General features: G+C 48.0%; 23 protein-coding genes, 16 tRNA genes and 1 rRNA gene. 32 read left to right on the top strand and 8 right to left on the bottom strand.

Annotation, left to right across the window (positions count from 1 at the left end; genetic code table 11):
- The 17 genes from rrf to BLV22_RS05285 form a co-directional block, all read left to right on the top strand.
- Positions 1–95: ribosomal RNA gene (gene rrf, locus BLV22_RS05365) — 5S ribosomal RNA — on the top strand; the annotation flags it as partial.
- Positions 96–108: 13 nt separating this feature from the next.
- Positions 109–183: transfer RNA gene (locus tag BLV22_RS05360), tRNA-Asn, on the top strand.
- A 2-nt stretch (positions 184–185) separates the two neighbouring features.
- Positions 186–276: transfer RNA gene (locus tag BLV22_RS05355), tRNA-Ser, on the top strand.
- A 17-nt stretch (positions 277–293) separates the two neighbouring features.
- Positions 294–368: transfer RNA gene (locus BLV22_RS05350), tRNA-Glu, on the top strand.
- 5 nt (positions 369–373) lie between these two features.
- Positions 374–449: transfer RNA gene (locus BLV22_RS05345), tRNA-Val, on the top strand.
- Between the two features lie 12 nt (positions 450–461).
- Positions 462–538 (top strand) — tRNA-Met (locus BLV22_RS05340).
- Positions 539–541: 3 nt separating this feature from the next.
- Positions 542–617: transfer RNA gene (locus BLV22_RS05335), tRNA-Asp, on the top strand.
- Between the two features lie 91 nt (positions 618–708).
- A tRNA-Phe gene (locus BLV22_RS05330) sits at positions 709–784 on the top strand.
- Positions 785–794: 10 nt separating this feature from the next.
- Positions 795–870 (top strand) — tRNA-Thr (locus BLV22_RS05325).
- A 5-nt stretch (positions 871–875) separates the two neighbouring features.
- A tRNA-Tyr gene (locus BLV22_RS05320) sits at positions 876–960 on the top strand.
- Between the two features lie 7 nt (positions 961–967).
- Positions 968–1041, top strand: a tRNA-Trp gene (locus BLV22_RS05315).
- Positions 1042–1065: 24 nt separating this feature from the next.
- Positions 1066–1141: transfer RNA gene (locus BLV22_RS05310), tRNA-His, on the top strand.
- A 10-nt stretch (positions 1142–1151) separates the two neighbouring features.
- A tRNA-Gln gene (locus tag BLV22_RS05305) sits at positions 1152–1226 on the top strand.
- Positions 1227–1229: 3 nt separating this feature from the next.
- Positions 1230–1304: transfer RNA gene (locus tag BLV22_RS05300), tRNA-Gly, on the top strand.
- A gap of 34 nt (positions 1305–1338) precedes the next feature.
- Positions 1339–1413, top strand: a tRNA-Cys gene (locus BLV22_RS05295).
- A 23-nt stretch (positions 1414–1436) separates the two neighbouring features.
- Positions 1437–1526: transfer RNA gene (locus BLV22_RS05290), tRNA-Leu, on the top strand.
- Positions 1527–1540: 14 nt separating this feature from the next.
- A tRNA-Leu gene (locus BLV22_RS05285) sits at positions 1541–1626 on the top strand.
- Between the two features lie 126 nt (positions 1627–1752).
- Here BLV22_RS05285 and BLV22_RS05280 read toward each other — a convergent pair.
- Positions 1753–2451, bottom strand: a complete 699-nt coding sequence (locus BLV22_RS05280; RefSeq protein ID WP_091612173.1) for a hypothetical protein — start codon at positions 2449–2451, stop codon at positions 1753–1755.
- A gap of 85 nt (positions 2452–2536) precedes the next feature.
- Between BLV22_RS05280 and queG the strand changes: the two genes are divergently transcribed.
- From queG to lepB, 6 genes are all read left to right on the top strand, one after another.
- Positions 2537–3682 carry a tRNA epoxyqueuosine(34) reductase QueG gene (gene queG, locus BLV22_RS05275; RefSeq protein ID WP_091612171.1) on the top strand — a complete coding sequence of 382 codons (1146 nt, stop codon included), beginning with the start codon at positions 2537–2539 and terminating at the stop codon, positions 3680–3682.
- A 29-nt stretch (positions 3683–3711) separates the two neighbouring features.
- A complete protein-coding gene (locus BLV22_RS05270; RefSeq protein ID WP_091612168.1) occupies positions 3712–4239 on the top strand; it encodes a methylated-DNA--[protein]-cysteine S-methyltransferase in 528 nt (175 codons plus the stop codon).
- A 20-nt stretch (positions 4240–4259) separates the two neighbouring features.
- Positions 4260–4733 carry a tRNA (uridine(34)/cytosine(34)/5-carboxymethylaminomethyluridine(34)-2'-O)-methyltransferase TrmL gene (trmL, locus tag BLV22_RS05265; protein WP_091612166.1) on the top strand — a complete coding sequence of 158 codons (474 nt, stop codon included), beginning with the start codon at positions 4260–4262 and terminating at the stop codon, positions 4731–4733.
- A 16-nt stretch (positions 4734–4749) separates the two neighbouring features.
- Positions 4750–5055 carry an antibiotic biosynthesis monooxygenase family protein gene (locus tag BLV22_RS05260; protein WP_091612163.1) on the top strand — a complete coding sequence of 102 codons (306 nt, stop codon included), beginning with the start codon at positions 4750–4752 and terminating at the stop codon, positions 5053–5055.
- 194 nt (positions 5056–5249) lie between these two features.
- Positions 5250–5489: a DUF5366 family protein gene (locus tag BLV22_RS15290; RefSeq protein WP_425433783.1), complete on the top strand. Its 240-nt coding sequence runs from the start codon at positions 5250–5252 to the stop codon at positions 5487–5489.
- Between the two features lie 243 nt (positions 5490–5732).
- Positions 5733–6287: a signal peptidase I gene (gene lepB / locus BLV22_RS05255; RefSeq protein WP_091612160.1), complete on the top strand. Its 555-nt coding sequence runs from the start codon at positions 5733–5735 to the stop codon at positions 6285–6287.
- 53 nt (positions 6288–6340) lie between these two features.
- Here the strand turns inward: lepB and msrA are convergent, their stop codons facing one another.
- Positions 6341–6898, bottom strand: a complete 558-nt coding sequence (msrA, locus tag BLV22_RS05250; protein ID WP_091612156.1) for a peptide-methionine (S)-S-oxide reductase MsrA — start codon at positions 6896–6898, stop codon at positions 6341–6343.
- A gap of 118 nt (positions 6899–7016) precedes the next feature.
- Between msrA and BLV22_RS05245 the strand changes: the two genes are divergently transcribed.
- The 5 genes from BLV22_RS05245 (at position 7017) to BLV22_RS05225 (ending at position 13732) form a co-directional block, all read left to right on the top strand.
- Positions 7017–7562: a glycerol-3-phosphate responsive antiterminator gene (locus BLV22_RS05245; protein ID WP_091612153.1), complete on the top strand. Its 546-nt coding sequence runs from the start codon at positions 7017–7019 to the stop codon at positions 7560–7562.
- A gap of 26 nt (positions 7563–7588) precedes the next feature.
- Entirely contained in the window at positions 7589–9085 is a 1497-nt protein-coding gene (gene glpK, locus BLV22_RS05240) for a glycerol kinase GlpK (protein ID WP_091612151.1), read from the top strand.
- Between the two features lie 152 nt (positions 9086–9237).
- Positions 9238–10926, top strand: coding sequence for a glycerol-3-phosphate dehydrogenase/oxidase (locus BLV22_RS05235; protein WP_091612148.1), 1689 nt, complete (start codon positions 9238–9240; stop codon positions 10924–10926).
- Between the two features lie 169 nt (positions 10927–11095).
- The gene (locus BLV22_RS05230; RefSeq protein ID WP_091612145.1) at positions 11096–12835 is read left to right on the top strand and encodes a phospho-sugar mutase; all 1740 of its coding nucleotides are present in this window, start codon (positions 11096–11098) and stop codon (positions 12833–12835) included.
- Between the two features lie 72 nt (positions 12836–12907).
- Positions 12908–13732 (top strand): arylamine N-acetyltransferase, encoded by an 825-nt coding sequence (locus tag BLV22_RS05225; RefSeq protein WP_091612143.1) that lies wholly within the window; start codon positions 12908–12910, stop codon positions 13730–13732.
- 49 nt (positions 13733–13781) lie between these two features.
- Here the strand turns inward: BLV22_RS05225 and BLV22_RS05220 are convergent, their stop codons facing one another.
- The 6 genes from BLV22_RS05220 to BLV22_RS05195 form a co-directional block, all read right to left on the bottom strand.
- Positions 13782–14054: an acylphosphatase gene (locus BLV22_RS05220; protein ID WP_022793755.1), complete on the bottom strand. Its 273-nt coding sequence runs from the start codon at positions 14052–14054 to the stop codon at positions 13782–13784.
- A 21-nt stretch (positions 14055–14075) separates the two neighbouring features.
- On the bottom strand, positions 14076–14303 hold the full coding sequence (locus BLV22_RS05215; RefSeq protein WP_022793756.1) for a hypothetical protein: 228 nt from the start codon (positions 14301–14303) through the stop codon (positions 14076–14078).
- A gap of 42 nt (positions 14304–14345) precedes the next feature.
- Entirely contained in the window at positions 14346–15164 is an 819-nt protein-coding gene (gene pdxK / locus BLV22_RS05210; RefSeq protein ID WP_091612140.1) for a pyridoxine/pyridoxal/pyridoxamine kinase, read from the bottom strand.
- Between the two features lie 30 nt (positions 15165–15194).
- On the bottom strand, positions 15195–16427 hold the full coding sequence (locus BLV22_RS05205; protein WP_091612137.1) for an aminopeptidase: 1233 nt from the start codon (positions 16425–16427) through the stop codon (positions 15195–15197).
- A gap of 340 nt (positions 16428–16767) precedes the next feature.
- Positions 16768–17337, bottom strand: a complete 570-nt coding sequence (locus BLV22_RS05200) for a LemA family protein (RefSeq protein WP_091612134.1) — start codon at positions 17335–17337, stop codon at positions 16768–16770.
- A gap of 81 nt (positions 17338–17418) precedes the next feature.
- Positions 17419–18042, bottom strand: a complete 624-nt coding sequence (locus tag BLV22_RS05195) for an NAD(P)-dependent oxidoreductase (protein ID WP_091612132.1) — start codon at positions 18040–18042, stop codon at positions 17419–17421.
- A gap of 104 nt (positions 18043–18146) precedes the next feature.
- On the opposite strand from BLV22_RS05195, the gene BLV22_RS05190 reads away from it, so the two are divergent.
- From BLV22_RS05190 to BLV22_RS05175, 4 genes are all read left to right on the top strand, one after another.
- The gene (locus tag BLV22_RS05190) at positions 18147–19946 is read left to right on the top strand and encodes an AMP-binding protein (protein WP_091612129.1); all 1800 of its coding nucleotides are present in this window, start codon (positions 18147–18149) and stop codon (positions 19944–19946) included.
- A gap of 38 nt (positions 19947–19984) precedes the next feature.
- A complete protein-coding gene (locus BLV22_RS05185; protein WP_091612126.1) occupies positions 19985–21124 on the top strand; it encodes a DUF445 domain-containing protein in 1140 nt (379 codons plus the stop codon).
- Between the two features lie 93 nt (positions 21125–21217).
- The gene (locus tag BLV22_RS05180) at positions 21218–21583 is read left to right on the top strand and encodes a YlbF/YmcA family competence regulator (protein ID WP_091612124.1); all 366 of its coding nucleotides are present in this window, start codon (positions 21218–21220) and stop codon (positions 21581–21583) included.
- A 133-nt stretch (positions 21584–21716) separates the two neighbouring features.
- Entirely contained in the window at positions 21717–22373 is a 657-nt protein-coding gene (locus tag BLV22_RS05175; protein WP_091612121.1) for a lytic transglycosylase domain-containing protein, read from the top strand.
- Position 22374: the final 1 nt, after the last annotated feature.

Here is a 22374-nt window from a genome sequence, read left to right as displayed (position 1 = left end):
ATCCACCCGTTCCCATGCCGAACACGGAAGTTAAGCTCTTCAGCGTTGATGATAGCCGGGGGTTCTCCCCCCGTGAAAGTAGATCGCCGCCGGGCTTTTTTATTATATTCCGCAGTAGCTCAGTGGTAGAGCAATCGGCTGTTAACCGATTGGTCGCAGGTTCGAATCCTGCCTGCGGAGCCACTGGAGAGCTGTCCGAGTGGCCGAAGGAGCACGATTGGAAATCGTGTAGGCGGCATTCCCGTCTCGAGGGTTCGAATCCCTCGCTCTCCGCCATACATATTTATTTCAAAGGCCCGTTGGTCAAGTGGTTAAGACACCGCCCTTTCACGGCGGTAACACGGGTTCGAATCCCGTACGGGTCACCAATTATGGAGGATTAGCTCAGCTGGGAGAGCACCTGCCTTACAAGCAGGGGGTCGGCAGTTCGATCCTGTCATCCTCCACCATATATTATATATCGCGGGGTAGAGCAGTCTGGTAGCTCGTCGGGCTCATAACCCGGAGGTCGTCGGTTCAAATCCGTCCCCCGCAACCAAAAGGGCCTGTGGTGTAGTGGTTAACATGCCTGCCTGTCACGCAGGAGATCGCGGGTTCAAATCCCGTCAGGCCCGCCATTTTACTTTTATTCATATTGACAAACAATATGAATAAGGTATAATTTCATTCGAGTCGTAAACATTTCACTCGAAATCAATCATTTAGTATGGCTCGATAGCTCAGTCGGTAGAGCAGTGGACTGAAAATCCTCGTGTCGGCGGTTCGATTCCGTCTCGAGCCACCATTTAAAAAACGCCGGTCTAGCTCAATTGGTAGAGCAACTGACTTGTAATCAGTAGGTTGGGGGTTCAAGTCCTCTGGCCGGCACCATATGTGGAGGGGTAGCGAAGTTGGCCAAACGCGGCGGACTGTAAATCCGCTCCTTCGGGTTCGGCGGTTCGAATCCGTCCCCCTCCACCACTTATACAGGGGTATAGTTTAATGGCAAAACAGCGGTCTCCAAAACCGCCAATGTGGGTTCGATTCCTACTACCCCTGCCATTTTTAATGTGTTATGTTCATATGGCGGTTGTGGCGAAGTGGTTAACGCACCGGATTGTGGTTCCGGCACGCGTGGGTTCAATTCCCACCAATCGCCCCATATTGGATAATGGGCTATAGCCAAGCGGTAAGGCATCGGGTTTTGGTCCCGTGATGCGCTGGTTCGAATCCAGCTAGCCCAGCCAATTGCGGAAGTAGTTCAGTGGTAGAACACCACCTTGCCAAGGTGGGGGTCGCGGGTTCGAATCCCGTCTTCCGCTCCATTATTAACATAAACATTGAGCCATTCTCTGGAATGGCGGTATAGCCAAGTGGTAAGGCACGGGTCTGCAAAACCCTTATCCCCCGGTTCGAATCCGGGTACCGCCTCCATTATTAAAGAGAAGCAATCGCCTGCCGGGGTGGTGGAATTGGTAGACACACAGGACTTAAAATCCTGCGGTTGGTCATCAACCGTGCCGGTTCGAGTCCGGCCCTCGGTACCATTTTTCAGTTAAACGGCGAAGTGGCGGAACCGGTAGACGCGCTTGACTCAAAATCAAGTGTCCTCTGGACGTGTGGGTTCGAGTCCCACCTTCGCTACCATTTAACGAGTCAGAAAGACGTTTCCAGCGGGAAACGTTATTTTTATGTTTGATTTTAAATGCGAAAGCTGATTATAAAGAAAAAGTCTTTCCTTTCCCAAAAAAGGAGAGACTTTTTTTATAATCATCAGGAGAGCTCCCAAATAGGGGAAGCTGCACGCAGAAGACGGTTTTCTGAGGTGCCGCCATGTATTTGAGTAAACATGTCACCGACCGCCTGCGTGAGTTCAACAGCAGACTCTTTGGAGAGTTGCGGACGCATAAAGGTTAATTGTATTGCTGTAGTAGTTGAACGGCTGGTCCGGCTGTACAGACTTGGCCCGCTTAAGGAGGCCAATGTTTTCTTGCGGTCCTTGGCTATAATCTGTCCGTACATCGGGTGGACATGGTTTTCAGTGAGCTTAAGCTGATCCTGCTCAACGCCAAAGCCGATTTTCAAATAATCAAAGACAGTATCGGCATCAATTAATATAATAGGGGTTTCATACTGCAGGTTAAAAAAATGAACGAGGTCCTCAGCAGAATTCTCTGAAGGAATGGTGGTACCATCCTGTAAGTTTTTGTACAGCTGCTCGTGAAGAGGCGGGAGAGACCGGTCAATGAGTCCTGCCTGTTCTAATATTTGTTGCCACTGCCGAACACCTGTATAGTCATAGATAGACTGATCAAGCAGATCCATCTGGATTTGTTTATGAAAGAAGTCCACCCGCCCCCGAAGCATTCCCGGGGAGTCATCAATAACGATGTCACGGTAAATGTTGACGCCGCATTGAAAAGAAGGAATAATTTTAAAAATAGAAGAAGAAATAGAAATGTCTTTGATCATATATATCCCCCTTTGTTTCTGGCTCATAGTGTATCATATCACTTTTACAGACTCCGGCGAAATGATTTATAAAGGAGGGTCGTCCATGCGAACGGCACAGGAATTAAAAGAGGAGATTCAGGGGTTTGCGGAGTCTATCGGCATCGACAAAGTAGGCTTCGCCTCCGCTTCTCCTTTTGTGACTTTAAAAGCGAGGCTGAAAGAACAGCAGCGGCTGAATTACCAGTCCGGCTTTGAAGAAGACGACATTGAAAAAAGAACGCACCCCGAGCTGCTGCTGACTGAAGCAACAACGATTATCTCTATTGCCCTTGCATATCCGACGAAGCTTCCGGAGGCACCAAAAAATCGTCCGGGAGCACGCAGAGGCCAATTTTGCAGGGCCTCCTGGGGAAAAGACTACCATGACGTCCTGCGGGATAAATTAAATCAGCTGGAAGCCTTTATACAAGAAACGGTACCAGGGGCGGAATGCAAATCCATGGTTGATACCGGTGAATTGTCGGACCGGGCGGTTGCGGAGCGGGCCGGCATTGGATGGAGCGGCAAAAACTGTGCCATTATTACCCCTGAGTTCGGCTCGTATGTTTATTTGGGCGAAATGATTACGACGCTGTACCTGCCGGAGGATACGCCGCTGATGGATCAATGCGGCACGTGCAACCGCTGTGTGGATTTATGCCCAACGGATGCTTTGATCCAGGGAGGACAGCTTGACGCGAAAAAGTGTATCGCTTATTTGACGCAAACGAAGGAAGCACTGCCGGAGCGCTACCGCCATAAACTGGGCAATAGATTATACGGCTGTGATACCTGTCAGCAGGTTTGTCCGGAAAATAAAGGCGTGGATTTTCATAATCATCCAGAATTCGAACCCGACCCGGAAGTAGTCAAACCGCTGCTTGAGCCGTTATTAACCATTTCCAACAGGGAGTTCAAAGAAAAATTCGGGTATATTGCGGGCTCCTGGAGAGGAAAGAAACCAATTCAGCGTAATGCACTGATTGCCCTCGGCCACATGAAAGAAAAATCCTCGATACCGACGATTATACAGCTGCTCCGCAATGATCCGCGGCCGGTCATTCGCGGTGCCTGTGCCTGGGCTCTGGGAGAAATGCCTACGCAGGAAGGGATGGAGGCCCTGCACAGCGCTAACGGCAGAGAAGAAGAGGCAGAAGTGCTTGAAGAGATCACAAAAGCATTGGATAAAACCTCCCCGGAACGAGTATAATAGAAGAAAACGCAACAAGGAGGGTCTTCATGGAGGCTTGGGCTGCATCACAAGTATTCGATGGTATCGGTGAAGTGACCGTAGTATTATATGAAGGTCGTGTCTGTATGCTGCACTTCGGTTCTGTGGAAGAAAATGAAGACCGGATCAAGCTTTGGCTGAAAAAGCATATTGGTGCTTCATGCGAACTGCGGGCAGATTGGCACCCCGTGCATAATGAAGTTTTCCGGGAGCTCGAAGAATATGCGGCAGATGAACGCACGACGTTTACCGTACCGCTCGATATGAGAGGGACGCCCTTTCAAAAGAAAGTGTGGCAGGCACTTCAGAGCATTCCTTATGGAACAACGAAGTCATATGCAGAAATTGCTGCAGAGGCCGATTCCCCGAAAGCTTTTCGGGCGGTGGGAATGGCTAACAACAAAAATCCAGTCTCGATCATCGTTCCGTGCCATCGGGTCATTGGGAAAGATGGAAAAATGGTAGGCTTTGGCAGCGGGATACACGTAAAAGAAGCGCTGCTCGCATTAGAAAAAGCGCAGGCAGTTTCGCGGTAGGAAAAGAAGGAGAGAGCGACTTGGCTTTACATGTAGTATTATTTCAACCAGAAATACCGGCGAACACCGGAAATATTGCAAGAACATGTGCAGGGACGGATACCCACCTGCACCTGATAAGGCCGCTTGGTTTTTCCACGGAAGACCGGATGCTGAAGCGGGCCGGCTGTGATTACTGGCCGAATGTGCAGATTCACTACTATGATTCACTTGAAGAATGGATGAACACGTATCCGGAAGCGGAGTTTTTCTTTGTAGAAACAGTAGGCTCGTCGTCATATGCCATTCATGACTATTCAGATCCTGCTAAAGATTATTTTTTTGTGTTTGGACGTGAAACCACCGGTCTGCCGGAATATGTGACAGAGGAGTATCAGGAAAAGTGCATCCGGATACCCCAGAATGATAAAGTCCGTTCCTTGAATCTGTCTAATACAGCAGCTATTTTAGTATATGAAGCACTCCGCCAGCAGGCATTTCCACAATTACAATAATGAAAGAGGGATCAAGATGTACGTTGTTATAAATGAACTCGAGGTACCAGAAGAAGCGAAAGAACAAATCCAGGAACGCTTCGGGGCCAGCGCTGAAAAAATGAACCAGGTTCCGGGCTGTCTGGAATTTTTGTTTTTAGACGAAACGACCGAAGACGGAAAACAGCTCGTTTTTACAAAATGGGAAACCAAGGAAGATTTTGAAAACTGGCTCGAAAGTGACTCATTTAAGTCCTCTCACCGTGCAGGAGGACAGGAGAAAAGAGAGAGTGCTGCTACCGGTAACCAGATCCGTCAATTTCGCGTAGTCCATGCCAGCTAACCCCGGGGCCTTGTGATGAGAAATGCCTATTTAACCAGCCATTTTCCGATTCTTGGCATTTTATTTTTTTGTTTATCCTTTGGCATTTGGTCGCAGCAGCATATACGATGTTTGGGTTGTCACTCTTATTTTTTCTGAGTGAAGAAAAAGGGGGTACCCGCTCCTATCTTCAGAGCTGTGCATGAATTTATTTAATGGCAGGGGGCGTGTCGCTGTTCCTTACTTCTCATCTTTATGTACTCGGAGGGCTTTTCATAGGAGCGACGCTTGTGTCCTTTGTCTATTTGATCATCCGCCTCGCTCGTTCCCTTCGTTTTGCCGGAGTGGCTGGTTTTTTGTTTCTGCATCTATCTTTCTGGGGGCTTTTCATTTTTGGTACAGGGTACGCCGGTTTGCGGCTGTACAATAGTTTTCTACATAGTTTGCCAGTATAAAAAAGCGGACGGCTAAGGCTGTCCGCTTTTTTCGTAAGAAGTCCTAAAAGTTTTCTCATGTGTATAATTCCTTCACTTAAGGATATTTATTATATCGACAAAGAGAGCTTTAAGGTTTAAAAGGAAAAGAAAGTATCCGGAAAAATATGATATAATGCCTCTAAACTGCGGGAATTTCCGGATTGCCCGCCTGCAGAAACCGTGCTAAAGTAAAAAGGCAGATAGAAACGGAGGAAGTCGGTAATGACGAATTGGTCAAAAGAAATATGGGATTGGATTAAAGTAATCGTCGTCGTCGTTTTAATCGTCGTCATTGTGCGCGGCTTCTTGTTTGCCAACTATGTTGTCAGCGGTCCTTCCATGCTTCCGACAGTGGAAGACGGACAGCGGATGATTATTAACAAGATCGGATACGCCTTTTCGGAACCCGAACGCTCAGATATCATCGTTTTTCATGCAAATGAAAACAGTGACTATATTAAAAGAGTGATTGGTCTTCCAGGGGATACGGTGGAGTATAGGGACGATACGTTATACATTAATGGAGAAGTTCAGGAAGAGCCGTATTTAGAAGAATATCAAAATCAAACGAGCGGGGAGTTCACCCAGAATTTTACGCTCGAAGGAGTGACCGGCGAAACAACTGTGCCGGAAGACAGCTATTTTGTAATGGGCGACAACCGCCCTCGCAGTGAAGACAGCAGAGCCGGAGCTGTCGGTTTTGTAGAGGAGGATCAGATTGTCGGGGAAGCGAGTATCAGATACTGGCCGCTCGATGATTTCACCTTCAGTCCATAAAAAGAGCTTCAGCAGGTGCTGCCTGCTGAAGCTCTTTTTATGGGTGATATTTGTTAATTTCCGGGAGAGCTGTCCCAGTGAGTTTCAATAAATTCATCCCGGCCGGAGAGGGCACGGTCTTTTTTATAGGCTTCCCGTTCTTTTTTATAAAAGTCCTGGTGGGAGTCTTCAGCCGGGTAAAAAGGCTCCGCCGGCCTGATCTCCGTTACCACGGGTTGACGGAACCGGCCGCTTTCTTCTATCCGCTGCCTCGATGCTTCCGCCAGCCGGCGCTGGTCTTCGGTATGGTAGAAAATGGCCGTCTGATATTGAGGGCCGCGATCATGGAATTGACCATGGGGGTCTGTCGGATCAATTTGAGGCCAGTATAGATCGAGCAGCTGCTGATAGGAGAACAGTGCAGGGTCAAACTCAATCTGAACTGCTTCCCGGTGACCTGTTGTTCCGGCTTTTACCTGCTCGTACGAAGGGTACGCGACGCTGCCGCCGGTATAGCCGGACGTAATGGATATAATGCCGGGGAGCTCGTCAAATGGCTGCACCATGCACCAAAAGCAGCCGCCGGCAAAGGTTGCGAGTTCTTGATTTTTTGTCTCATATTGCTGGGTCATTGCGAACACCGTCCATCACCTGTATAGTATTTTTTGTATTTGTGTAAAGTATAGCACAGCCAAAAGCAGTCGTAATTTAAAAAGCCTGAACACGAAAGACAGATAAAGGGGGAAAGATATGCTTACCGGCCAAAAAATTCTGCCAGCAGCCCGTAATGAGAGGGAGTTTGAAAAAGCGCTCAAAACCTCCGGGCAGTACGTAGTCATTTTGAACGTACATCTGGCGAAGCTTAAAAGCCTGATTCAGTTAAGCAAACGGGCAGATAAAAAAGTGCTTTTGCATGCAGATCTGGTCCAGGGACTCGCCCACGATGATTCCGCGGCCCAGTTTTTATGTCAAAATATACGTCCGGACGGGTTAATCAGCACCCGCCGACAGATTCTTACAACTGCTAAAAAAAACAATCTTATTACGGTGCAGCGCTTGTTTTTACTGGATTCACTGGCACTTGAAACAAGCTATAAGCTGCTTGAAGACATTAAACCGGACATGGTAGAGCTTCTGCCGGGTATTGTACCGTCTATGATTAAGGATGTAGCAGAAAACAAAAATGTACCTGTCATCGCAGGCGGTCTGATTCGTTCGCAGGAAGAAGTTACTGCTGCCTGGAACGCAGGGGCGTCGGCCATATCAACGACGGAAAAATCACTGTGGCCAAAATAGAGAAAAGATAAGTGGAGGAAACAACGATGACTGAAAAGAAATACATTCTCGCAATTGACCAGGGAACAACCAGCTCAAGAGCTATATTGTTTGATCAGGAAGGCCAGATTGTAGGCAGCGAACAGCGTAAATTGGAGCAGTATTTCCCCCGCGCCGGCTGGGTGGAGCACAATGCCAATGAAATCTGGTCCGGGGTGCTCGGCTGCATTGCTGGCGTGCTTGAAAACAATGAAGTCTCTCCGAAGCAGATCAGCGGCCTCGGTATTACAAACCAACGTGAAACTACAGTGGTTTGGGATAAGCACACAGGAAAACCGGTGTATCACGCATTAGTATGGCAGTCCCGGCAGACCGCCTCTATCTGTGAAGAATTAAAGCAGCAGGGATATGAAGAAATGGTAAGAAGCAAAACGGGCCTGCTGCTTGATCCTTACTTTTCGGGGACGAAAGTAAAATGGATTTTCGATAATATTGAGGGAACAAAAGAAAAAGCGGAACAGGGAGACCTGTTGTTTGGTACGATCGATACGTGGCTGATCTGGAGATTAACCGGCGGAAAAGCTCACGTAACGGATTATTCCAATGCTTCACGGACGATGATGTTTAACATTTATGATCTAACCTGGGACCAGGAGCTTCTGCAAATGCTAGGTATCCCTGAGGCGATGCTTCCTGAGGTGAAGTCCTCGTCGGAAATATATGGCTACACAGTGGATTACCACTTTTTCGGCGAAGAAATACCAATCGCTTCGGCTGCCGGTGACCAGCATGCAGCGTTGTTTGGACAGACATGCTTTGATGAGGGCATGGTAAAAAATACTTACGGGACCGGCTGCTTTATGCTGATGCAGACAGGAGAGACACCGATTCATTCTGACAATGGACTGCTTACCACCATCGCATGGGGGATCGACGGAAAAGTGAAATATGCGCTTGAAGGAAGTATTTTTGTGGCAGGATCAGCTGTGCAGTGGCTGAAGGACGGCATGCGCCTGATTGACTCTTCCTCTGCTTCTGAAACCTATGCGCTGCGTGTGAACGACAGTGAGGGTGTGTATGTTGTTCCTGCCTTTACCGGACTTGGAGCGCCCTATTGGGACAGTGAAGTGCGGGGAGCAGTTTTTGGCCTTACCCGCGGCACCGAAAAAGAACATTTTATCCGGGCGACCCTTGAAGCGCTCGCGTATCAGACGAAAGACGTGCTTGATGTCATGAGAGAGGATGCAGGCATGGAAGTGAAAACATTACGTGTCGACGGCGGCGTTGTGCCGAACAACTTCCTCATGCAGTTTCAGTGCGATATGGCTGAAGTCCGTGTGGAGCGCCCGTACGTATTGGAAACTACGGCACTTGGGGCGGCTTATCTTGCAGGCCTTGCTACAGGCTTTTGGAAAAACAAAGAAGAGCTTATGGATAAATGGGAGCTCGAAAAATCGTTTGATGTGCATATGGAAGATGAAAAGCGGGAAGAACATTATGCAGGGTGGCAAAAAGCGGTTGATGCAGCACGGGCGTTTAAGTAAACATATCGGTTGCATTTGAATGAAAGAGCGATTACAATTAGGTTAAGTTAATAAATGGTCGGAGATGCAGAGAGACCGCAGATACCCTTCACCCTAGAAGAGGAGATCTGCGGTCTTTTTTACTCTCTGATATTTTAAAGGGGATGAAATGAATGGCAGAACAGCATTTTTCAGCACTATCACGTAAAGAGCGTTTGAAAAATATGACAGAGACCCACCTCGACGTGCTCGTTATCGGAGGCGGCATTACCGGAGCGGGCATTACATTGGACGCCACAGCCCGTGGCCTTAACACGGCCTGCATTGAAATGCAGGACTTTGCAGCAGGTACATCCAGCCGTTCCACAAAGCTTGTACACGGGGGACTTCGTTATCTTGAACAGTTTGAAATTAAACTTGTGGCCGAGGTAGGCAGAGAGCGGGCCATTGTGTATGAAAATGCGCCTCACGTGACCGAGCCGGAGTGGATGCTTCTCCCAATCGTAAAAGGCGGAAACCTTGGAAAAACCTCGACCTCATTCGGCCTGCAGGTATACGACCGTCTGGCCCAGGTAAACAAGCACGAGCGCCGTTACATGCTCAACAAAAAAAGAACGATGGAAAAAGAACCGCTGCTCCGTGAAGAAAATCTTCTCGGCGGGGGCGTCTATGTTGAATACCGTACGGACGACGCAAGACTGACCCTCGAAGCAATGAAAAAAGCTGTGGAACTCGGCGCAGACGCCGTTAACTATGCCAAGGCAACTGATCTTTTATATGATAACGGCAAGCTGGTTGGTGTGGAAGTGAAAGACTTGATCAATAACGAAACCCACCGCATTTATGCGGATCATGTGGTTAACGCTGCTGGCCCTTGGGTAGACACGCTGAGAAAAGTAGACGGATCCAATAAAGGCAAACTCCTGCATCATACAAAAGGGATTCATCTTGTGTTCGATCTCAGCCGCTTCCCACTCCGCCAGGCTACGTATTTTGACGCTCCGGACGGAAGGATGATCTTTGCCATTCCAAGGGGTAATAAAGCGTACGTAGGAACGACAGATACGGATTACGGAGCAAATCTGGAAGAACCGCGCGTGTCCCGGGAAGACCGCGACTATATTTTAGAAGTAACGAATTATGAATTCCCAACCCTGAAGCTGAAAGCAGAGGATGTAGAATCGAGCTGGTCCGGCATCCGCCCGCTCATTCAGGAGGAAGGAAAATCAGCCTCTGAAATTTCCCGTAAAGATGAAATTTTCATTTCCGATTCAGGACTGATCTCCATTGCAGGCGGTAAACTGACCGGCTACCGCAAAATGGCAGAGCGGATTGTCGACGTAGTAGTTGATAAGATGAATATCCACGCTCCGTGCCCGACGCAGGATATCCGGCTTTCCGGCGGGGAAGTGGGAGGGTCTTCCGGCTATGAAACCTTTGCCGTTAAAGAAGCATACCGCGGCGAAGCACTTGGGATGACCAGAGATGAAACAGAAGACCTGTTCCGCTTCTACGGGGCGAACGGACTGAAAATGCTCGAGCTGCTCGAAGAAAACCTTGAAGAAGCGAAAAACAGCGGTATGCCGTTAAAGCTTGCTGCACGGCTGTTGTACGCGCTCGAGTATGAAATGGCAGTTACGCCGCTTGACTTCCTGAACAGAAGAACGGCCTTCCTATTCTTTGATATGCCGGAGCTGAAGCGCTGGAAAGAACCGGTAACGGCATTTATGAAAAAATCGTTGAACTGGTCCGAGGAAGAAACTAAAGCCTACACTGAAGAGCTTGAGTCCGAAATTGCCTATGCGACGAAGCCTTATGAAGACGTTGAGGATCAACAAGCCAGGGAAAAACAAGCAAATTAATGAAATTGTATAAAAGCGCCTGCTCTTTAACCGGAGCGGGCGCTTTGTTTTGGAAAGGAGAAAAGAACGAATACCGGAAAAGCATGGTAGAAACGCGTGCTTTCTTATATACTGGTAACAGGCATATTTACTGGGAAATACAATAAACGCTTCAGGAGTGATTATACATATGAATTGGACGGACCACTGGAATCGATGGAAAAACCATGCGTTTATAGAAGAAACATGGAAAGAAAAGCTTCACGAACTGGATGAAACAAATGCAGAGGATTACTTTTATCAATATCTGGCATTTGGGACCGGGGGGATGCGCGGAGAGATCGGGCCTGGAACGAATAGAATGAATACATACACGATCCGCCGGGCAGCAGAAGGTCTTGCGCGTTATATTGAAAATGCCGGCACGGAGGCAAAATCCAGAGGAGTGGCTGTTGCGTTTGACCCGCGCCACTATTCGGAAAAATTTGCGGTTGAAACAGCACAGACGCTCGGGGCACACGGTATCCAGGTATACTTGTTTGAAGATCTGCGCCCGACTCCGGAGCTCTCGTTTGCGGTGCGGAGAACTCATGCATTTGCCGGTGTAGTAATCACGGCAAGCCATAACCCGCCGGAATATAACGGGTTTAAAGTTTATGGTGAAGATGGGGGGCAGTTCCCGCCGGGCCCCGCGGATGAGTTGATCACTTACGTGGAATCGGTCGAAAATGAGCTGGAAATTCGGGTGAAGGACAGCGGAGTCATGCAGGAGGAAGGCCTGCTCGTGATGCTGGGAGAAGAAACTGATGCAGCTTATGACCAAGCGCTGCAGTCAATTCTTCTGCAGCCGGAGATGATCAAAGAAAGCGGAAGCGATTTGAATGTAGTGTTCACACCGCTGCACGGAACAGCGAAGGACCCGGTCTTGCGGGCGCTTGCTGCAGCTGGTTTTCACAACGTATCGACAGTGGAGGAGCAGTTAATGCCTGATCCGGAATTCTCCACCGTGCAGAGCCCGAACCCTGAAGAAAAAGAAGCTTTTGCAAAAGCTATTCAAGTAGGTGAAAACAGTAACGCGGATATACTGATTGGCACGGACCCTGATGCGGACCGTATTGGTCTGGCGGCAAAAGACAGCAGCGGCGAGTTTGCGGTGCTCACTGGAAACCAGACCGGGGCAATGCTTCTTGATTATCTTCTCATGCAAAAAACAGAGGCAGGATCTCTTCCGGCAAACGGCATAGTGATGAAAACAATCGTTACTTCTGAACTCGGAAGAGCTATAGCAGAACATTACGGCCAGGCATGTGAGGATACGCTTACCGGATTTAAATTCATTGGTGAAAAAATTAAAACCTATAATGAAACAGGAGAATATGCCTTTCAATTTGGTTATGAGGAGTCCTACGGATATTTGATCGGGGACTTTGTGCGCGATAAAGATGCGGTTCAGGCGGCACTTTTAATCGCGGAAATGGCCCTGTGGCATAAAGAGCAGGGACGCACTGTGTATGAAGGCCTGATGGATATTTACAGTCGTTATGGATATTTCATGGAAGGGCTGGATTCCTTAACGAAAAAAGGAAAAGAAGGTGCTGCGCAAATTGATCATCTGATCGAAACGTTCCGCACAGAACCTCCTGAGCGGGTAAGTGACGCTTCTATCCAAAAAGTGGAGGATTACAAAACAGGAGAACGTACGTATTTGCTTGAAAACGGAAAAACAGAGCCTATTGCGCTTCCTTCTTCGAATGTACTGAAGTTTTTTACAGATGATGAATCCTGGTTCTGTCTTCGTCCTTCAGGCACAGAACCGAAAGTGAAGTTTTATTTCGGTGTTAAGGGAGAGACGTTCAAGCAGACTGAGGAAAAGCTTCTTCAGTTAAAAATGGATGTCATGGCAATGGTGCATGAACGTCTCGGGGAATAAAAAAGCCTGCAGAGCAAAAAGAAGGCACCGCTTGTTTTTGCCTTCTGACGGCTCAAAAGGAGGTCGCTTTGCATGCAGTCATGGGTAGAGGACTATTTACACATTTTGAAGCTGAAAATAGAACAGCCGGATGTTCGGTTTTTGACGAAGTTGATTCGCTCCCATCTGCAGCAGTTTCCATTTGAAAATGTAGGTAAATTAATTGAATCAGGGGAAAGTGTAGAAACCCGGGCACCAATGTCAGTCGATTCATTTTTGTACCGGCGCCAGGTCTACCAGATGGGCGGCACGTGCTATACGTTGAATATCCGCTTTCAACATTTGCTGGAGGCACTGGGATTCTCCACCCGGCTCATATATTTGAATGAAGACCACGTGTCAGTCCGGGTAGAAACAAATCAGCCGGGGTCTCCCCCTTATTTTGTAGACGTAGGTACGACCGCGCCGCTATTTGAACCGATCCCTCTTCGCAGGGGAATGGAACGCTCAAAAAAATTTGATGGCGAGCAGCTTATATTTCATTATCAGAAAGATGCACGGCTGTACCGTTATATACGCATGAAAGACGGAAAACAGGCGGATGAGTCGTGGGCATTTGACCCTGACATAGAGGCAGAGGAGGCAGAGCTGCGGGACAGAGTCTGCAAATCTTACGGCCCGGACGCTCCGTATATGAATCAGCTGCGCCTGCAGCTTTGGGTTCCGGAAAAATATCTGCTGCTGTCTTTGAAAAACAATAAACTTATTGCCCGAAAAGCAAATGGTGCCACTGTGACAAAGTATATACATGATCTACCGGCGCTTGAACGGGTGGTACAGGAAGATTTTCGCCTGCATTATCTGCCGGTTCGCCAGGCAGCTTCACAGCTTGAAAAACGTATTTCCTGGGCGTTCTAAACAAAAAATCCTCCAGCTGATCAATTCAGCTGGAGGATTTTTTGTTTAATTAGAAGCGAACGTCAAAGGACTCATTATGGTCGACAGAATCAAGGTCAGACGTTTCGAGGCGCTCCACGGTGGAAAAAGGGCTGCCTTCCTGTACCGCGACAAGAAAGCGGTCCATGTCCTGGGGCGTTCCTTCGGCCTCAATTTCAACAGCTCCGTTTGATTTGTTGCGAACCCAGCCGTGAATGTTATGTTTAACTGCTTCTGACTGGGTGAATTGCCGAAAGCCGACGCCCTGGACATTTCCGTGTACTTCTACATGATAGCGTTTCATTTGCATACTCCTTCCAGTGATTCATACTTTTTTAAAATGCTGCTGGAACCAGTGGTCCTGCTCTGGCGAAGGATGCTCACTGATTACATGCATCACGTCTTCTTCGTCGGTAGCCATCCAGACTCCGCTGTCATCGAAAAACCCTGGGTAAATATAGCCGTGACGGAATAGAAGCTGAGGAGGATAAATTTCGATGACATCCATTTCGACGTGCTTATAAACACTTTTCGTGCATTGAAATAGTTCCAATTTGGTCACCTGCTTATTTTCGCTCTGGGGCCGAAAACATATTTAAGACTGGGGAGCACGGTGGCGGTAGGCAGTGTGGTTTACAGCACCAACATGTTCGTTCAGGCGGAAGGAATCCTGAATTGAAGCCTGAATGAACTGTTTTGCTGTATGAATTGCTTCCCGTACACTCTTTCCATTGGCAAGCTCCGCAGTAATAGCAGCAGAGAACGTACAGCCGGCACCGTGAGTATAATCCGTATTAATTTTTTCGGATTCGATATATTCAAAGCTGTTACCATCATAAAGCACGTCAATAGATTTTTCTGCTCCGGTGTCTCCTCCGCCTTTAATAATAACAAAGGACGGGCCGAGCTGATAAATTTTCTCAGCAGCTGCTTTCATGTCTTCAAGCGATTGCGGCAGAGATACCTGAGCTAGCTGGGAGGCTTCAAATAAATTAGGCGTTACAATAAATGCCTTTGGCACAAGCGTGTCCCGCAAATAAGCGTCCATTTCCGGGTTGACTGGCTCATCGGCGCCTTTACATACCATCACCGGATCCACAACCAGCTGTTCTATCTGGTGCTCATCCAATTTTTTCGCTACTAGCTCGATGACTTCTTTTGAGCCAAGCATTCCTGTTTTTGCGGCCTGGACCCCAATACCTTTTAACACTGTGTCGAGCTGTGCTTCGAGTGTGGAGGTGTCGATAGGGTAGACGCGGTGAAACCAGTCGTTATCAGGGTCCTGGGCCACAATAGTAGTCAGGGAAACCATTCCGTAGGTGCCAAGTTCCTGAAATGTTTTTAAATCTGCCTGGATGCCGGCGCCTCCACTTGTATCGGAGCCGGCTATCGTGAGCGTTTTAGGTAAACTCATAATAATCTCCTTTCAAAAAAGATAGAAAAGCTATTCTGCCCATTCGCCGTTTCGGAATACGGGCTCTTTCGTACCATCGGGAAGAATGCCGTCTATATTCATATTTTCATTTCCAATCATAAAATCAACATGGATGATACTCGTGTTTAAACCAGCCTGTTCCTTTTCTTCTTTGCTCATTTCCGGTCCATTTTCCACGCAGAAAGCATATGCACTGCCAAGCGCAATATGATTGGAGGCATTTTCATCAAACAACGTGTTGAAAAACAAAATGCCGGACTGCGAGATAGGAGAGCTGTGCGGAACGAGGGCTACTTCGCCAAGGCGGGCGGCACCTTCGTCTGAATTGATCAGGTGACGGAGAGTTTCTTCTCCTTCGCCGGCTTCCATGTCTGTGACAGCCCCGTCCTTGAAGTGCAGCGTAAATTGGTCAATAACACTGCCGCCGTAGTTCAATGGTTTAGTATTGGTTACGTGCCCGTTAACGAAATCCTTATGCGGAGCAGTAAATACTTCTTCTGTCGGCATATTCGGAATAAACGAAACACCCGAGGTATTGGTGCTGCCGCCGCCAGCCCACACGTGTCCGTCCGGCAGGCCGATTTCAAGGTCCGTGCCGGGAGCGGTATAATGAAGTGATTTGTATTTTTTGGTATTCAGCCAATCGACCTTGGCCCGCAGAATGCGGTTATGCTCGTCCCACGCCTGGACCGGGTCTTCTGTATCCGCCCGTACAGCGCTGAAGATCCGTTCCCAAAGAAGATCGATGGCCCGGTCTTCTGGTTCGTCCGGGAAAACTTTTTTTGCCCATCCAGCAGAAGGGGTGGAAATCACAAGCCAGCTGACACGGTCAGCCTGAATATAATCCCGGAATCCTTCCATAGCAGCACCGGCTGCGTTGTTCGCATTGGCAATTTTATCCGGGTCCACTCCTTTAAGCAGATCAGGATCAGTGGATTTGACCGTGATAAAAGCTGCTCCTTCACGGGCGAGCTGTTCTCTGCTTTCAGCACGCCAGGAAGGGAATTCATGAAAAGCTTCTTCGGGCGCTTTCTCGTATTTAATTTTTGTCAGTTCATCGTCTGCCCATTCCGGGTAGACATGTTTTGCACCGGCATCGTATGCTGCCTCGGCCAGTCTTCTGACAAAAGGAGCAGCATCAATCGGAGCTGCGATAACTAAAGTCTGGCCGGGCTGGATATTAACACCTTTATCCACGGCAAGTTTTGCGTAGTTGTGAAGTTTTTGTTCGAACGTTTTCATGTCTGAAGCTTCCTTTCTCATACAGTACTGGATAAACGTAGACAGTGGTCTCAAATGTCTTTCATCATTATAACACGGGAGGATTCAACATTCTTTTGCCGTGTACTGCTTTTTTTAAACAGGCTGAAGGTACAAAAAAGCCCTGCCGGAACATCCGGGCAGGGTACAAATGGTATCGTACAGGTAAAGATGCATTCATCTCAGGAGAACCTGCCTGTTCAGCATAGCACAGAATGAATAACAGCCTAATGTCGATGAGAGCTTGTCTCCGCCTGTTTTCAGGGTTGAGCGGAAAAGAAACAAGCTCAAATCAAAAAATATAATTATATGCATATTTGGATTATACAGACGTTTCCGCCTTTGTTTCGGCACTGCTTCCGGGAGCAGAACTCTGCCCTGGAAGAGGATTGCGGGTTTTAAAATGATGCAGCTCTGCCACAAATTTGACCGGAAACGATGATATCTTTGTATTGTATTTATCTATCGTATTATTGTAAACGCTTGAAGAATGAATGATCTTATTCTGCGCATCGTCAAACTGCTCACGCATCGACTTCAGCTCGGACTGCAGCTGCTTATCATCAGGCATGGAAGCGTCAAACACCTCGTGAAGATTATCTTCAATGCGGGAGTTAATGTGCAGCTGTTCTTGTCTGCTCGATTCCGGGGATAATGCTTCGCTTCTGTATTGTACCAGCGTTTCCAATTCATCCTGCTTGTGACGCCATGCCTTTTGGGCAGATTCCACAAAGTCAGGAATTAAGTTCATCCGCCGGTGCAGTTGAAATTCCACCTGGGTCCAGGATTCTTCCACCCAGTTTAAATATTTAATTAAGGCATTGTAGCCGATAATCCAGCTTATAATAGCAGTAACAATAACAATACCGAGAATGATACCGAAAATACTCATATCGCCGCCCTCCTTCTTTCGGGGTTTTTACTTAGATAATGGTAATTAGTATAGCATGTTTGTACCGTCAATTACACAGCCTTACTCACAAACGCCTATCCTTTTTTTACAGAATTGAGAGTGATTTTCCAATACGTGCATTAAAAAATCAGCGGTGTTTCCTGTCGAGATCCGGGTGCCGTTTTCCGGCAAATAGTCAGTTTCATAGCGCCAGGAAGCAGTATTTTCCCCATCCGGCAGAAAAGTCGGGCAGACAACGGTCCAGCAATAGGACGTTTCCTTAATGTATTCATAGGCTGCCTTATGGTCTTCGGCGGCCGTAGTGCTCCGGCGTTTGGATTCTGAAGACTCAAACCGGTAAAGATGCGGTTCTGTCCGCGACTGAAGAATTCCGGCAGTGCCTACGGTAATTAAACGGGTGATGCTGAGGTCGTTCATTTCTTTTAACAATAGCGGGGTGAAGCTGCTTAACACGTTCTGCTTGTCAGTGCCCAACGCACTGACGACCGCATCCGCGCCCTGCAGTGTTTTTCTCATTTTCGCCTGATCAAGGGCATCACCGTGTATCTTCTCTGCAGAAGCTGGCAGGCTGTCTGCTTTTTCCGGTGAGCGGACAAGCATTTTTAATTCGTGTCCGGCAGCGTCAGCCATGGACGCAAATTGGGAGCCGGTGCGGCCGGTTCCGCCAAATAAAGCTATTTTCATTTGAAGCACTCCTTTTTGTTTCACATATCTAAAAGCTATGTAAAAATAGATATACACCCCTATTCCCATTCTATAAAAGGAAAAACGTCGGGAGGCTATGAGAAATGCAGTGGACTATATGGGAACCACCTATTGTTCAATGGAGAACTAATGCGCTTTATCACTGGACTAAAGCACTTGGACTGAGCGATACAGAAGAATTGAAAAAACATGCCGCAATCGATGTTTCCTGGTTTTGGCAGCAGGCGTCTAAACGACTTGAAACCCGATGGTTCAAACGGTATAAAGACGTTGTAGAGCTTTCGCACGGAAGACGAAAAGCTGGCTGGTTTTACAAAGGAAAAATGAACGCTGCGGAGCAGCTGATAAATAAATCAAAAGAAGTGATGGAGCAGACGGCTTTCATAGATGAAAGCGGGGAATGGACATATGAGAGGCTGGCCAAAGAAGTGCAGGAAGCGGCAGGAAAACTGAGAAAAGCGGGTATACACAACGGCGGACGGGCAGCTGTGCTGGCCGGGATCGATAAACAGTCGGCGGTGGTTTACATGGCACTGATGTATATCGGTGCTGCAGTCTGCCCGTACAGCCCACGCTGGACAACCGCAGCTGAGGAAGCGGTTCATGCGCATTTCCAGCCGGAATGGTTCATTGTTGGTGCGGGGCGTTCGGCAGCTGAAGCTGAGGAAAAGTATAACATGGAACCTGCACAAATCATTCAATTGGGCGGGGAGCCGTCCTCAAGACATAAACAATGGGCAGACATGCCCGCCGGAAAGTCAAAGGAGAGGCCTGAAAAAACAAATGGCGCTGATCCTGCACTTATTCTCTTTAGTAACAGCCCGGGAGAGCCTGGGCAGGGATATGTCCTCAGCCACGCCAGTTTGTTTATAAAATCAGGAACAGAAATTGGTTTAGTGTGGGACGTGCGTCCGAAAGACCGCGTATGGTGGCTCGCCCGGGAATGGGGATTCGAGCAGCTGTTTGTCATGATTGGAACGCTTGCAAATAACGGACAATACTGCCTGTGTTCATGGAATGAACAGAGCGCTGACGCTGGCAGTACGATTGAAGCCTGCGGAATTACACATATCGGCGTTGATTCGCTGTCAGCACAGGCGGCTTCCTCTCAGACACAAAGTAAATGGAAGGAGTACCATCTCCATTCGCTGCGCTACGTACTGACCTGGGAAGCAGATTGGATGCGGGGAGACCTGCAGTGGGTGATAGATGTATTAACCCGGGGAAGAATTCCGCTTTTAAAAGCCTTTGGGGGCGCACACGCCTCTGGAATGATTACTGCAGATCTGCCGGACCGTAGAGTGCATCCTGAAAAATACAACAGCCGTCTTCCAGGGATGGTAATGGATACGTGGGACACCGAAGGATATGCAGTGCGTCACACGCCCGGCAGAGTAGTGGTGAAAAAACCCTGGCCGAATAGCCTGGAGGTAATGGTTGATGGACAGGTACAATATAACAGCTTGCCGTGGTCCTGGTGGAAAGAAGTATGGGCCGGCGACGGATTTTTTATTGATGACGGAGAAGGGTATACGTATGCAGGGGAGTATTCTGACATTAATAAGGTGGAAGAGCAGAATGTTTCTCTGCTGCCGCTTGAAAAATGGCTCGAGGGTATGGACTCGGTGGAGACGGCGCTTTTGCGCTGGAATGGAGGAAGTGCAGAAGCGATTATCGCGCCTGCTGAAGGATGGAGCGGGACCATAGGCTGGAAGCAGGATCTTTCGGAAAAGTGGCTCGAAGCGCAAAATTTTCCCCTGAAAAGCATACAAATAGTTTCAACACACCCGGATAATGTGAATAAAAGAATGTGGAGAAACGCATTTAAACGCGGGAAATTTATCATAGAACGCGAAGAATTTATTTTTACCGCAGAGAAATAACGTTTAACTAATAGAAGACTGCCAAAGGAGCAATCACCATGAACGCAGTTATTACAATTATCATTATGATCGCTATTGGGGCAGCCATCGGGGGAGTAACGAATTCGCTTGCAATACGAATGCTGTTCAGGCCGTATAAGCCAGTGTACATAGGCTCTGTACGGGTGCCGTTCACCCCGGGGCTGATCCCAAAAAGACGTAATGAGCTCGCCGGGCAGCTCGGACGGGTCGTGACAGACCACCTGTTGACCCCGGAAGGCCTGCAGGCAAAAATCCGCAGTGACATGTTTTCCCACCAGCTGAATGATTGGGTAACATTAGAAATGAAGGAATATCTTTATTCTGAGAAAAGCTTATCCGATTATGTGGAGAAATGGACAGGTCTGAGCGATGTCCGCGGTTTTCTCCGCGAAACTTTAAGAGAAACGCTCGACATAAAATGGGAAGAAGCTAAGCACCGTCATGCTGATACTCCGATTAAAGAGCTTCTTCCCCCCGGTGCGGTCCGTCAATCGGAAGTGATGACCAAAGAGCTTACACAGTTAATAATGGTGAAGGCCGGTGATTATTTTCGGTCAAGGGCAGGGAAAGAGCAGTTGGCGCTTTTACTCGAGCGTTTTTTAGAAGGAAAAGGATCGATGATGAACTTTTTTGGTACTATGATCGGGAATGACCGGCTCGTTGACCGTATTCAACCAGAGGTGATCCGTTTTTTTGAAGACCCTGGAACGGAAAAAATGATTTCCGGCCTGCTGCAGCAGGAGCGAAAAGCGCTGTTTGAAAAACCGGCAGCGGCCGCTTTTGCCTACGTGGATTCCCGGGCAGCGGTGGATTACATTGTGGAAACGGTTGATAAACATGTACCGGTGATGGAGAGGCTCGAGCAGCCTTTGAAGGAATGGGCCCCCGCATATGAGGCGAAATTGCTGGAGGAATGGGTTCCAAAAGCAGTGAAAAAAGGCCAGGGCTCCATTGCGAAAAGGCTTCCGAATCTGTTTGAACAGCTTCATCTTCATGATGTAGTTAAAGAGCAGGTGGACACGTTTTCGACAGACCGGATGGAAGCTATGCTGCTTACGATTTCCGGAAGGGAGTTTAAACTGATCACATATCTGGGGGCACTGATTGGCGGTTTTGTAGGCTGTGTACAGGGAATAGTCGTGTTGTGGATAGTGTGAATAAAAAAATGCCATTGATTCTTCCGGAATGGATGAATTCTGCCGGCGGTTCATGTTATGCTCATACAGACAATCTTAAAGGAGGACTTATATATGTCCAATATTCATGACAAGGCTTACGAATTATCGAGTGCACTTCGTGACAGCGAAGAATTTCAACAACTTAAAGAGCTTCATAACGAAGTAGAGCAGGACGAAGTCGCAAAGCGTATGCTTGATAACTTCCGCAATGTACAGCTTGAACTGCAGCAGAAACAAATGCAGGGAGAGCAGCCTTCGGAAGAAGAAATTACCCAGGCTCAAAAACAGTTTGAAATGGTGCAGCAGCACGAAGTTATTTCGAAGCTGATGCAGCAGGAGCAGCAGCTCAGCACAGTCATTTCTGACTTGAATAAAATTATTACGGAGCCGCTTGAAGATCTCTACGGTGTACCGGAAGAGAATAACGGCCAGCAGTAATAACAAAAACTTTCCTCGCCATGAGGAAAGTTTTTTATTTGCCTTCCCATTATAGATTCTGGCTGAAACGTGCTACAATAAACATGGCGGTATTCGTCTTTAGCCACGAGTTATGTTAACAGGAGGGGACGCTGTGCGCCCGCAGACCAAGCGTTATCGATATGTTTACTTAATTACAGCAGTGACGGCTCTACTCACAGCAGCTATTGTTTTTATCGCATCATCGGTGCAGGACGGGAGCACACCGACATACAATTCCCAGGAAGACTTTGCAGAAAATGAAGTACCAAAAGAATATATTTCTGTTTACAAACAGGCGGGAGAAGATTATGATATTCCGTGGACCCTCTTAGCAGCGGTCCACCGGGTGGAAACTGTTTTTTCCACGATGGAAACACTGGAAAGCCCGGTTGGAGCGATAGGACATATGCAGTTTATGCCATGCACATTTGTAGGGTGGAATTATCCAGGTTGCGGTGGAAATGGCAGTACTGATATACCGGAGCGGGAATTAACCGATCCGGAAACAATTAATGAATACGGAGGCTACGGTGTTGATGCTGACGGCGATGGCAGAGCCGATCCGTATGCTCTTGAAGATGCCGTGTATTCGGCGGCAAACTTTCTTGCATCTAACGGAGCAGCGGGCGGCGAGGTACGGCCGGCAATATATCAATATAACCAGGCGGACTGGTATGTAGACGATATTCTTAATTACTACAACACATATGATGAAGAAGTGGAACTGGTGAGTCTTGAAGAAAATCATTTAGCAGAGGAGGGGGGATAAG

The organism is Marinococcus luteus (assembly GCF_900106595.1).
Taxonomy (GTDB): domain Bacteria; phylum Bacillota; class Bacilli; order Bacillales; family Marinococcaceae; genus Marinococcus; species Marinococcus luteus.
This window is presented reverse-complemented; position numbering and strand designations above follow the sequence as displayed.